We start from the raw sequence: 12,816 nt of genomic DNA, 5'->3' as shown, positions 1-12,816 counted from the left end.
GGAAGCCCAGAAGGCCCGACAGACGGGCGAGCTGCAAATAACGGTTTCGCTGCTCGGGGACTCGTCGACCTCGACCCTGAATAAAAAGGGTGTGGTGGTCAAGTAAATTCGGACACGACGATAGGTTTTTGTGCTGCCATGTTCCGCTCGTAGACGGAGGGCGGCAGATTACCCAGAACTGAATGCAGGCGTTCGCTGTTGTAGAAGCCAACGATGTAGGCCGCGATATCGAGCTTGACTTCGGCGTGGTTAACATATTTTCGCTGCCAGACGCCGTTCCATCTTCAGGTTCAAGAAGAAGCGTTCAGCGACGGCATTGTCCCAGCAGTTGCCTTTGCGGCTCATGCTGCAGACGAAGCCGTGACTGCTTAACAGCGTCTGGTGCTGGGCACTTGCATACTGACATTCTTACTATCTGAATGGACGATCAAGCCTTTGCCCGGTCGCCGCTGCTGAACGGCCATATGCAACGCGTCGCAGACGAGCTTGGCCGGCATGTTCGGCGCCATGGCCCAGCCGATCACCTTGCGCGATAACAGGTCGATCACGACCGCTAATTACAGCCTGCCGGCGTCGGTGCGGACATAGGTGATATCTGAAACGTATGCCTTGTTTGGCGCTGTTGGATTGAATTGGCGGGCCAGCACATTGGTGGCGACCGGCAAATCATACCGGCTGTCGGTAGTGTGGACGAATTTGCACTTCCAGACCGGTTTTAGGCCTGCCTGGCGCATAAACGACGGACCTTGTAGCGCCCGACCTGGATACCGCGATTTGCCAGCGCTGTCACCATCCGGCGGCTGCCGTAGCTTTGATAACTCGATGCGAAAGCAGCACGCGCATGAACGCTCGCTGCGCAAACAGCCGGCGTGGCGGCGCGGCGCTTCGCTTCATAAAAACCGGATCGGCTGACGCCCAACACGTGGCAGCTACGCGAGACAGAAATGGCCTTCGTATGCAGTTCCTCGATCAGTCGAAAACTCATTTCAGCTCGCGCGCAAAGAAGGCCAATGCTTTTTTTAGGATGGATACGTCCTCTCGCAGCTGGCGGTTCTCCTGCTCCAACTGCCGGGTCCGTTGCCGCTCGGGTGTCAGGGGCTTACCAATGCCTGGCTGGCCGGACTGCTCGGCATCGTACTGCTCCACCCAGCGACGGATGGCGCTCGGGCCAATGCTCATGCTCTCGCTTACATGCTGAACACTGAGACCCTGTTCCTTGATCATTTTGACGACCTCAAGCTTGAAGCTGGGATCGAAACTGCGGCGCTGCCTTTTCATGCAAATCTCCTCGGATGGCAGATTGTCCACCTATCGAGGTGTCCGGGCAATTAAACCACTACACCTGGCTTTCCTCACGCGCTCGTGCATAGTATTGCGCAATAAGCAACACGAATAATGTTCATTCGCGGCATGGACACTGTGACGTAATCCGACGAAAGTGCCCTAGACTTTGGGGAGAAATTGGGGAGAAAACACCCTGATGTTCTTCCTGATACTGCTCACTACTGCCTACTTTTGCAATGTACAATAGTATGTAATTTCAACGAGTTACAGTGTTCATGCGGTTCTCCAAGCCAACGACTAGTGGCCTACGAAGCCAAGGGTCGTGGGTTCGATCCCCGCCAGCCGGCCAACGCTTTCTCTTAGCATCTCTGCAAGTGGCAGTATGCATAGATCAATCGCCACCATAGGCGCTACCGTTGCGATTGTCGCCGGCGTTGCGGTCACATTATTCGTCCGCCGCCCCGCGCCACCCGTCATTCTGGAATACATCGCGGCCTCCGACACCGCGCTGGTTACCCGCGGCAAGACCATGTACGAGCAGAACTGCGCGTCCTGCCACGGCGCCACGCTCGAAGGGCAGCTCAACTGGCGAGACCGGCTTGCCAATGGCTGCCTGCCGGCGCCGCCGCATGACTTTAGCGCCACACTTGACATCATCCCGATTCTGTCCTGATCGATATCGTGCGGGATGGGTTGGTACCCGGAAAGACTGCGCCCGAGGGTTACCGCAGTGACATGCCCGCGTATGTAGGCGTACTGACGGGCGGTGACATCGTCGCCGTGCTCGCTTACATCAAGAGCAATTGGCCAGCCGAGGCACTCGAAGCCTAGCGCAACATCACCTTGAAGAACTAAGAACCTAGTTAGCGCTGCGGCGCCGTCAGCACCGCGCAACCCTTCTCGCACTGGCGCGAGCTTTGTGCAAAAAGTGGAAACTCGGCTTTCCAGCGTGCCAGGATGGAGCGCTCGTCCGGCCGGTCGGCGTCGTCCATGAACACGGCCGCATTGGAGCCCAGCCGTGGAAACAGCAGCGGCCCGGCCGGATAGCGTGCCAGATGGCCCGTTGCCTGTGGCGGCCCATCGATCGCCAGCATGTCGAAAGCCAGCGGCGGCAGGGCGGCAGTGTCGTACCAGAGCCAGCTGCCGTCGTCGATCTGACGCTGCGTCAGCGGCGCATCCAGCACCGTTGCCCAGTCCGACAAGCCATGCCGCTCCAGTAGCAAGCGGGTCTGTGCGGCAAAGTACGGGTCGTGCTCGAGGCTGTAGACATGACCCGCGCCATTCATTTGCATGCAGCGTGCCAGCACCATGGTCGAGGTGCCGCTGCTGCATTCGAGAACTGCGCGTGGCTTGCTTGCCAACGCGTGACGCGCGGCCTCCAGCAAGAAATCAGGCGACGCCGCCCAGCCGCGCGTGGCAGGCATGCTTTTCGTCAAGCCCAGTTCGACGTACAGGCCCTGCAAGGCTTCAAGCTGCCTGAAGAGATCTTCCGTGCCTGCGCGCACCTGGCCGCCTACTTCATACAGCATTAGATGGGCTGCGCGCACTTTGTACAAGGTGTAGCAAACCAGCGCCAGGACGGCGGCAGTAACAAGTAACTGAACTAAGGACAGCATAGGAGAACTCCTCCATCGGTAAACTAAATTCGTGCCTCGCGTGATATGCCAGCACAGAATGTTGTTACAATAATAGCAGGAGTCGCTGCGGCGATAACTGTTTATCAGGCGAAATTCGCATTGTCAGAATAGCTGGGCTGGCGGACAGGCTTTATAGCTCGAGCCAAAATGGCACGCTTCCGCAACTTGATCTCCGGGATGGCGGCCCCATGAGTTCGCGGGGTAGCAAAACGATTGACATACCTGTGTGCATCGTTTATTTTTTGTCATGTAAAATGACGCGGCTTGTAGTTTGACGATGTTTTTTCGCGTATCCCATTTCCGCTGCTACGCCGTGGCGGAGCTCCGCAAATCGCACAACCCGCCTGGATGAGTAATCAGGCGCCGCATCGCGCATCTTCATGCTACCGACTTAACAATAAGGCTGACTGATTCGTAATGAGTGTCGATACTGTGGGTGTGATTTACGGCAAAGCCGCGCGTGAGTTGATGAACGACCCCGAATTTGTGCATTCATGGCAGGTGTTGCACAACGCATGTCCGCATGCAACCGCTTTCCAGGGCCCCGGTTTCGTGCGCACGTGGTATGCCGCGTATGCGGCGCAGTGGGAGCCGATTCTTGTGCGCGCCAGCGCCGCAACCGGCACGTTGAACGGCCTGTGGCTATTGGCTTACGACAAGGTCTCAAAGCAACTGGCGCATGCCGGCGCCCATCAGGCGGAATACCATGTCTGGCTCAGCACGCCCGGCAACGACCATGAACTGCTGGCAGCAGGCTGGCGCATGCTCAAACGGCAATTCAGTTTTTCGTCGCTGCGCTTCAAATTTCTTCCACATCCAGCGCTCAGCGACACATTGACGGCGGCCTTGGCGGTCGAGGGTGGAGTGGCCGTTCGACGCAGCGCCCGTCCACTCATGACATTGAATGCCGAGGAAATGCGCGCCAGCATGGCGAAGAAGAGCAATAAGAGCCGGTTCAATCGCCTTGCCAAGCTCGGGAAACTCGAACTTCGCCGCATCACCGACCTTGCAGAATTCGAGCGCATCTTCGACGACCTGATTAATTTTTACGATTTACGCCAGAGCGCGGTTAACCAATCTACACCGTTTGGCGAGGATCCGGCCAAGCGCGCCTTCCATCGCGCGCTGTTAGCCAACGCGGCCGATGACATTTATTGCGCTGTGACGTATACCGACGAGCGCCCGATTGCCGCTTTCTGGGGCGTTGTCAGCGGGAAGATGGCGCATCTTGGGTTGCTGATTTCGTCGCCGTTTTGTGCCGAACATTCGCCCGGCAAGATCCACATGATGCAGCTGGGTGAGCAGTTACTTAAAGACGGCATTGAGGTTCTTGACCTGACGCCTGGCGGGGATGCTTGGAAGGAACGTTTTGCCAATGCGCACGACGAGGTTGCCGACGCGACGGTCTTCCGCTCCGCAATGGGGCTGCGGCGCGACAAGGCCAAAGAACAGATTGCACGGCTGGGCAAGCGCGCGCTGGCCTTGGCAAGCGTTACGCCCGAGCAGGTTCGCGCTGCGATCAGCACTCTGCGGCGTGCAAAACCAGCCGCGTTCGGCCGCAAGCTGGCCAAATTGGGCGGGGAGCACCGCGAATTCCGGGTGTATCGGGCCGACCGGGATCTGGCTGCCAGGTTCGACTTCGATCCGCGCGTGCGTTGCAATGAGATTCCTCACTTGCTGGCCTTCGAACCGGGCGAATCATGGCAGTCGCGCGATAGCTTCCTGAGCACTGCACTCGAGCGTATCGAGCACGGCGTCAGCGCGTTTACTGTCAGCATCGACGGACGACTGGCCCATTCTGGTTGGCTCGCAGCAAATCAGGTGAGCTCGCACATGACGGAGGTCGGACAGACAATGAGCTTCCCGACGAACAGCGCTGCGCTCTTTGATTTCTATTCGCATCCCGACTTCCGCGGGGCGGGTCTGTACCGCGCAACGATCGGCCACATGCTCAAGGCCGCGTTCAGTGCCGAAGCCACCGACTATGCGTATATCAGCGTGCTGGCCGACAACTTCCCCTCGCGGCATGTGATCGAATCGATGGGCTTCGCATACCAGGGTTCTTACTTCTGGGAGCGCCGATTCGGCGCCGAACGCAAATGGTCGAGCGAAGGGATGACGACGGTGGAGACGGCAAATGCGTAAAGTGAAGCTGAGTTTCTTTTTCATTTGCAAGCTAATCGGCCTCTTCAGCTTCGCGCGCTGGTTGACGCGCCGCGAGCTGAAGATACTGTGCTACCACGGTTTCGCGGTAGCCGACGAATGCAGTTTTCGGCCTAAGCTGTTCATCAAGGCGGCCGAGTTCGAGCAACGGCTGGCGACCATCAAGCGTTGCGGCATGCGAGTCGGCACCCTTGACCAGTCTGTTGATCAGCTGTACTCAGGGGAGTTGCCCGATCACACGGTCGTCATCACCGTCGACGACGGGTTTCACTCGACCCATCACCTCGCAGCGCCATTACTGCGCAAGTATGGCTTTCCGGCCACCGTCTACGTCACTACCTACTATGTGGAACATGCAGTGCCGGTGTTTCGCCTGATCGTTCAATATATGTTTCACCGGTCAACCGTGTCCCAGCTGACGTTGAAAAACGTCGGCTGGGCGCCGGATGGTGTAGTCGACCTGACGAACCCCGAGGAGGCAGAACGTGTGACCTCGGAATGCATCGACCATGGTGAACGCAACTGCACCGAGAAGGAACGCCAGGCAATCTGTGAAACACTGGGCGACCTGCTGAACCTGCCGTTCCATGACATCTCGGCGTCCCAGATGTTCCACCTGATGACCCCCGAGCAGTTGCGGGGCTTAGCCGCCGATGGTGTCAGCGTTGGCCTGCATACTCACCGCCACGGTTTTTCGACAGATGACCGGCACCAGGCGGTGCGCGAAGTTGACGACAACCGGGCCGCTCTCAAGCGCTGCGGTGTCGATGCAATCGAGCACTTTTGTTATCCGAGCGGGGAATTCGCACCGCGACAGGGAGAATGGCTGGATGCGATGGGGGTGAAAAGTTCAACGACCTGCTTGCCAGGGCTTAATACGCCATCCACGCCACGCCATGCGATGCGCCGCTTCCTCGATGGTGACAACATTCATCCGTTGGAATTCGAGGCTGCATTGAGCGGCTTTTCGGATGTGCTTCGTCGACTGCTAAGCCGTGGCTGACAATTGATTTAGCGCAGCAATCAAGGTGGCGCGCACGACAGTATCCTGCATGCCTGGCGCCGGCAGAAAGTTGTAAAATAGGAAAATGTCGTTCGTAATTTAACGTGATCGAAGCTGGCTCGGCTGTCAAGCTTGAACAATCTCGATACTGGTATCAAATGAATTCTCTCCAGTTACGTCCGTCGAAGTGCCTGATCACTGGCGCCTCGGGATTCATCGGCTCGCGGCTATGCGAGCGTTTCGACGCTCGCGGCGTGCAAGCTTACGTGCCCCTCGTCCGCAGCCAGGAAAGCGCAGCCCTGTTGCACGGGCGCTGGCCGCATCTGGCGGTTGCTGACCTGCTGAAGGTCAAACAGGTAAACCAGGCGCTGGAGGGATGCGATTCCGTCGTTCACCTGGCCCATGGTAACCACGGACCACTGGCGACGCGGCGGCTGGTCGAGTGCGCGATCGCACGTGGCGTGAAGCGCTTCGTCCACGTCAGCACGATGTCGGTCCATGGGCCGGTCCCCGGCCCCGAGGCGGCGCGTGAAGAGACCGCCCGCATCGGCAGGTATGACCACGACTATTCCGACTCCAAAGCCGAGCAAGAAGAAATTGTCCAGGCCGCCCATGACCGTGGCGACCTGCCCGTCGTGATCTTGCGTCCGACTGTGGTGTACGGGCCGGCAAGCCATTTTGTGCTGCAAGTCGTCGAGCAGGCCCGCAAGGGGGCTGTCACGATGTTCGACAATGGCGCCGGCATTTGCAACGCGGTCTACGTCGACGACGTGTGCGACGCCATCGACGCGGCGCTGGTGCGCCAGCAAGCGATCGGCGAGGCGATGTTCATCAATGCGGATCAGACGGTGTCTTGGGGCGAGTTCATCCAGGCCTTCGCGGCGATGGTTGAGCCACCGCCTGAATTCGTCAATCTCTCGTCGGCTGACGCGCTCAGCTACTGGGCGGCAAATCCCCCAGTACAGGTGAACGGCTTGCTGGACCGGATCGGCCTGAAGCTCAAACGCATGACGGGCTGGCAGCCGCCTGCCGCGCCATGGCCGCACGCCGGCCGGGTGCAGCGGGAAATGTTCCCAATTGCATTTACCAACGATAAGGCAAAGCGGCTGCTCGACTGGGCGCCGCAGTTCGACTTCCCGCGCGGTGCGGCGCTCACGCGCGCCTGGCTGACTGCGAAGGGTTACCTGGCATGACACGACCGAAGGCAGTCATCGTCGGCGCAGGCTTGGGCGGGTGCATGCTTGCACACGCCTTGCTGGACAGCCATGACGTCACCATCATCGAGCGCGGTGCCACGACGATCGATCCACGCTTTCCCGTGCTCGATGTCGGCATGCCAGCGCGCACAGAACCCAACTTCGGCTCCGGCCTGGGCGGCTCAACCCAACTTTGGCACAATGGCCTGATCGAGATCGACGACGCTATTTTCCGTGCCCATTGGCCGCTGCCAAAATCCGATCTCGATCGGCATTATAAAGAGGCCTTTTTCCAGCTTTCGGGTGTACCGCAGGCGCGCGTGCGCGAGGCGATTGCCGAACTGAGGCAGAAGTATCGCGACCTCGGCCTGCCAGGCGAATCATCGCCTGGGCTCTTTTATCCGCGCTGGCCAATCAATATATGGGATGCGTTGAAGCTGAAGGGCCGGGTGACAGTGGTAGAAGGCGACGTCACCGGCTTCCGGCTCAACGGGCAAGATGCCATCGCCGGCTTGACGGTGGTCGTGAACGGGCAGGCGCAACAGGTCTGTGGCGATGTGTTCGTCCTGGCCGCCGGCGGCTTGGGCACACCGGTGCTGCTGCAGAAACTGGCGGCGACGACCGACTTGCCGGCACTCCAGCATGCCGGTTGCCACTACGAAGAACATCCGATGGGATTTGTCGGCGAGGTCGAGCTGACGGTACCGCTCTATCAACTCTGGAATCATCATGTGAAGGGAACCGGCGGCAACCTGCGGCTGCCCCTGGTGGTATGGCACAACGGCACGCCCGTGTCCTTCCAGCTGAGGCCGGCAGCGAACTATTATCGCGACAGCCGCCGCGAGCGGGTTGGTAGCGTGCTGAACACCTTGCGTCAGAATCCCTGGAACGTCTTCAACTATTTCAAGCTGCTGACCCATTGGGACGATGTGCTGGACATCCTGTCCTTCAAGCTGAACATCCGTTTGCCCACCAGGCATTACACCCTGCTGATGATGGCGCAACAGCCGCCGGCCGACGAGCGCTCGGTCTGGAGCGAGCTGGACCCAGCAACCGGCAAGGAGCGCAGGATCCGCCGCTGGCGCTTCCCGGTATCCTACCAGCAAGACCTGAGCGCCGCCGTCGAGGCGATGCTCTCGCAGCTGGGCCCGGTGCTCAAGAGCGCCAGGGTATTCCCGGACTGGCTCACGACCATCTCGACCGGCGCCCATCATTCTGGGACGGCAAGGATGTCGCGCTCACCCGCGTCGGGCGTGTGCGACAGCGACTGCCGCGTTCACGGCATACCCAACCTGTACGTGTGCGATGGCTCGGTGATTCCCGCCAGCGGCATCGCCAACACCGGACTGACCATCGGCGCGCTTGCGTTGCGCCTGGCCCGGCACCTGAGCCGGCGCGCACGCGGACACGCAGCGCCCATCGATGCGCCAGGCAGCGACGCATCTTCCCTTATGCCGTCACCCGTAGAAAATCCCTGATATGACTTTACGAGTTGGAATCGCTGCAACGACGCTCAATGTCGAACACCTGCGCGGCACCGGACGCTATGTCCAGGAGCTGCTGAGGAATACACAGGAAAGCGATGACGTGCGGTGGACCGCGTACGCGCAGGATCCGGCCAAACCGTTCAAGGTGCCTTCTCCCTTGCTTGGTACCACGGACGTGTTTGAGTTTCCTGGCGACCGCTTCGGTTTATGGGAGCAGATCGGGCTGCCAAAGCGCTTGGACCGGTCGGGCGTCGACATATTGCATTGCGCGGAGAATACGCTACCGATCTGGCAGCCGGTGCCAACCATTGTGACGATTCACGATACCGTACTGTGGGAAGAGCAGCGTCCGACCAAGCTCGACCATTTCTATCTCCACCAGGTGCAAGGCCAGGCGCTGAAGGGTTGCGCTGCGGTCATCACGATCAGCGAAAACTCCAAGCGCGATATTGCCAACCGGTGGCCGGTGCTGGCAGACCGCATCACGGTCATTCCGCACGGCATTGCCGACGAGTTCTTCAGCGACAGCAGCGTCCCGTTGCCGGCGCTGCTGCAGCAAGCGTTGGGGGATGCTCCCTACCTGTTATTCCTTGGTGGTCCGCAGCCGCGAAAACGCTTCGCCTGGGCGCTGGAACTGCTGGCCCGGTGCGGCCGCGAGGACCTGCACCTGGTTGGATGCGGGTTTGGCGCCGGCACCGCCCCGCTGGACCAAGTGCCGCCCGCGCTGCGTCACCGCGTCCATTTTGCACCGTATGTCGAAGACAGCGAACTGGTCACGCTGTATCGCGGGGCGCTCGCCGCGCTCTATCCGACGTTGTACGAGGGCTTTGGATTCCCCGCCGTCGAAGCGCAGGCGGCCGGTACGCCGATCCTGTTCAGTCCCGTCAGCAGCCTGGTCGACCTGGTGGGCCCGCTGTCGTGGGCTGTGGACGCCGAGGACTTTGACGTCTGGCTCGCGGCGCTCAATGAAGTGCTGGCGCTGCCGGCGGCACGGCGCGCCGCGCTGGCGGCCGAAGGGATCGCATGGGCGCGCCAGTTTTCGTGGCGGCGCAGCGTGGAGCGCCATTTCGCGGTCTATCGCGAGGTACTGGAGCGCGCGCCGGGCATAAGCGTGAGGTTTCACGCCGGTGAATCGTAGCCTTAGCGCATCGACATTCTTTAATGCTTGTTTCGTTGCCATTGCGATATAGAATGGACGAACTATTCATGCTGGGCATGGCCGCTTCCGCCGGCGTCCGGACAAAACTTCAATCGCACTATCAATCCTGAGGGATGTCATGCAAAGTACTCGAAACCAGAAACATGTCGGCGCTACCGTCGTATCCGCTATTCTCCTGCTTGGCGGCCTGTCCGGCTGCGGAAAAACCGAGACCTCGGAAACCCTGGTCGCCAGCGCCAAGCAGTCGATCCAGAAGGGAGAAAGCAAGGCCGCGGTAATCCAGCTGAAGAACGCCTTATTGAAGAACCCATCCGACGTCGAGGCGCGTCTGACGCTGGGCGCGCTGTACAACGAGACCGGCGACGCGCTGTCGGCTGAAAAAGAATTCCGCAAGGCGATGGAGCTGGGCGCCCCGGCCGACAAGGCGGCGCCCGGCCTGGCCACGGCCTTGCTGGCTCAGCAGCAGTACCAGAAGGTCATCGATGAGACCAAGGACGCCGCGACGGCGGAACTGCTGGTGCTGCGCGGCCACGCCAACCTGGCCCTGGCCAAGCAGGATGAGGCAAAACAGTCCTACGAACAGGCGCTCAAGCTGAAACCGGCGGATGCCCAAGCGCTGCTGGGCATGGCCCGTTACCACGGCACCCAGCGCGACCTCGACGCCGCCAAGCGCCTGGTCGCCGAGGCGCTCGCTAGTCACCCTAACGATACCGCGGTGTTGATGTTCCAAGCCGACCTGCTGCGCACGGAAGGCAAGCCTGACCTGGCGCTGGCCGCCTACGATGCCGTGCTGAAAGCGGAACCGGCGCACCGATCGGCCCACCTCGCCAAGGCGGCGATTCACATCTCCACGGCCAAATACGACGCCGCGCGGGCTGACGTTGCGGCAGCCAAGAAGATCACCCCGAACAGCCTGCAGCTGTTTTACACCGAAGCGCTGCTGGAGCATTCCAGCGGCAAGAATGCCGAAGCCCGGGAGTTGCTGATGAAAGTGCTGCGAGCGGCGCCTGAGCATCTGCCGAGCATGCTGCTGGCAGGGGCCGTCGAGGATAAACTGGGTAACCGGCAACAAGCCGAGATTTATTTACGTAAGTATGTCAACAGCATCCCGCGCGATCCGTATGCGCGCAAATTGCTGGTGTCGTCCTTCCTGAAGAGCGGCAAGTTAGCCGATGCCAGCGCCACGCTGGAACCACTGCTCGCCGCTGGCGCCACCCCCGATGCCCAGGCGCTGGCGCTGGCCGGCGAAATCGCCATGCAGCAGCGCGACTTCACCAAGGCCGGCTTGCTGTTCGAGCAGGCCGCCAAGATGGCGCCCGCCGCGGCTGGTCTGCGGACATCGCTGGCGGTGACCCGGCTGGCGCAGGGCGATGCCGCCAGCGCCGTGACCGATCTTGAGGAATCCACCAAGCTCGAGCCCTCGTCGATCCGTTCCGGTTCGCTGCTGGTGCTGGCTGAAATGCGCCTGAAGCGTTTCGATAAGGCATTGGCGGCCGTTGCCGTGATGGAGCAGCAGCATCCCAAGGATCCGGTAGTGCACAACCTGAAGGGCGGCGTGCTGATGGCCAAAGGCGATACGGCAGCGGGCCGCGCCGCGTTTGAGAAGGCATTGGCGCTGAACCCGAGCTTCTTCCCGGCGGCGTCGAACCTGGCCAACTTGGCGATGCGCGAGAAGAAACCCGAGCTTGCCAAGAAACAGTTCCTGACCTTCCTGGAAAAAGAGCCAAAAAGCGCTGAAGCGATGACCGCGCTGGCGCAGTTGGCGGCTGCCCAGAAACAGCCGGCCGAAGTGACCAGCTGGCTGGAAAAGGCGCAAGCGGCCAATCCGGACGCGGTGCAGCCAGCATTGCTGCTGGGCCAGCACTACTCTGCCACCGGCGCGAACGACAAGGCCCTGGTCCTGGCGCGCAAGCTCCAGGTCGCCAACCCGGATGAGCCGCGCGTGCTCGACCTGCTGGGCAATGCCCAGCTGGCCAAAGGCGACAAGGAAGGCGCCGTGGATTCGTACAGCAAGCTCGTTGGTTTGATGCCGAAATCCGCACCTGCGCATTTGCGCCTGGCATCGGCGTATGCGCAGGTACAAAAACCTGGGCAAGCCGAGGAAACCGTCAAAAAAGCGCTGGCGATCGACCCGGCCTACCTTGACGCCCAGATCGTCATGACCGAATTGTTGGCGCGTTCGGGCAGACCGGACGAAGCCGTTGCGATGACGCGCCAGATCCAGAAACAGCGCGCCAAGGAGCCAATCGGATTCCTGCTCGAAGGCAATCTGTTGCAGTCCCAGCGAAAGCCGGCCCTTGCAATCCGTCCTTACGAGCAGGCGCTCGCGGTAGCGCCGACCACGGCCAACCTGCTGCTGCTTCACGCCGCGATGAGTGCCGCAGGCAAGGGGGCGGAAGCCGAAGCGCGCCTGGTGAAATGGCAGAAGGAAAACAAGCCGGATGATACGATGCGGATGTTTACCGCAGAGCGCGCGTTGGCCAAGAAAGAGTACAAGGAAGCGATCGTCATACTGGAAGGTGTGGTCCAGCAATCGCCGGAAAACCCGGCCGCGCTGAATAACCTTGCCTGGGCTTACCAGCAGGTCAAGGACCCGCGCGCGCTGAAAACGGCGGAAAAGGCGCATTCGCTGGCCAGCAGTGCGCCTGCCATTCTCGACACGCTCGGTTACTTGCTGGTGGAGCAGGGCAACGCCGCGCGCGGGCTCGGGTATCTGCAGAAGGCGGTTCAGCTGTCGCCGAACGATACGGCGATCCGCTTCCACTTGGCACAGGGCATGGCGAAGTCTGGCGACAAGGCCAATGCCCGCAAGGAGTTGGAAAAGGTAATGGCCAATAAGGAATACAGCGAACGTGACAAGGCCGAGCTTCTCTATAAGCAACTGTGA

The 12,816-nt window shown here is 60.5% G+C and carries 8 protein-coding genes and 1 pseudogene; 7 read left to right on the top strand and 2 right to left on the bottom strand.

What is annotated here, in order from left to right:
* Positions 1 to 98: 98 nt before the first annotated feature.
* Positions 99 to 1,278, bottom strand: a pseudogene (locus tag AC56LU_RS07965) (IS3 family transposase).
* Positions 1,279 to 1,666: 388 nt separating this feature from the next.
* On the opposite strand from AC56LU_RS07965, the gene AC56LU_RS07960 reads away from it, so the two are divergent.
* The gene (locus AC56LU_RS07960; RefSeq protein ID WP_497175048.1) at positions 1,667 to 1,957 is read left to right on the top strand and encodes a c-type cytochrome; all 291 of its coding nucleotides are present in this window, start codon (positions 1,667 to 1,669) and stop codon (positions 1,955 to 1,957) included.
* Between the two features lie 190 nt (positions 1,958 to 2,147).
* On the opposite strand, the gene AC56LU_RS07955 is transcribed toward AC56LU_RS07960, so the two are convergent.
* Positions 2,148 to 2,900, bottom strand: coding sequence for a class I SAM-dependent methyltransferase (locus tag AC56LU_RS07955; RefSeq protein ID WP_497175047.1), 753 nt, complete (start codon positions 2,898 to 2,900; stop codon positions 2,148 to 2,150).
* Between the two features lie 438 nt (positions 2,901 to 3,338).
* On the opposite strand from AC56LU_RS07955, the gene AC56LU_RS07950 reads away from it, so the two are divergent.
* From AC56LU_RS07950 to prsT, 6 genes are all read left to right on the top strand, one after another.
* A complete protein-coding gene (locus AC56LU_RS07950) occupies positions 3,339 to 5,066 on the top strand; it encodes a GNAT family N-acetyltransferase (RefSeq protein ID WP_497175046.1) in 1,728 nt (575 codons plus the stop codon).
* Positions 5,059 to 6,087 carry a polysaccharide deacetylase family protein gene (locus AC56LU_RS07945; protein ID WP_497175045.1) on the top strand — a complete coding sequence of 343 codons (1,029 nt, stop codon included), beginning with the start codon at positions 5,059 to 5,061 and terminating at the stop codon, positions 6,085 to 6,087. The genes AC56LU_RS07950 and AC56LU_RS07945 overlap by 8 nt, the downstream gene beginning before the upstream one ends.
* 104 nt (positions 6,088 to 6,191) lie before the next feature.
* Positions 6,192 to 7,280 (top strand): NAD-dependent epimerase/dehydratase family protein, encoded by a 1,089-nt coding sequence (locus AC56LU_RS07940; protein ID WP_497175044.1) that lies wholly within the window; start codon positions 6,192 to 6,194, stop codon positions 7,278 to 7,280.
* A complete protein-coding gene (locus tag AC56LU_RS07935; RefSeq protein WP_497175043.1) occupies positions 7,277 to 8,761 on the top strand; it encodes a GMC oxidoreductase in 1,485 nt (494 codons plus the stop codon). The genes AC56LU_RS07940 and AC56LU_RS07935 overlap by 4 nt, the downstream gene beginning before the upstream one ends.
* Position 8,762: 1 nt before the next feature.
* A complete protein-coding gene (locus tag AC56LU_RS07930) occupies positions 8,763 to 9,908 on the top strand; it encodes a glycosyltransferase family 4 protein (RefSeq protein WP_497175042.1) in 1,146 nt (381 codons plus the stop codon).
* A gap of 139 nt (positions 9,909 to 10,047) precedes the next feature.
* On the top strand, positions 10,048 to 12,816 hold the full coding sequence (gene prsT / locus AC56LU_RS07925) for an XrtA/PEP-CTERM system TPR-repeat protein PrsT (RefSeq protein WP_497175041.1): 2,769 nt from the start codon (positions 10,048 to 10,050) through the stop codon (positions 12,814 to 12,816).

Source organism: Telluria sp. PB2R4 (assembly GCF_059685695.1).
The sequence above is the reverse complement of the archived record's forward strand: the minus strand, read 5'-3'. Positions and strand labels throughout refer to the sequence as shown.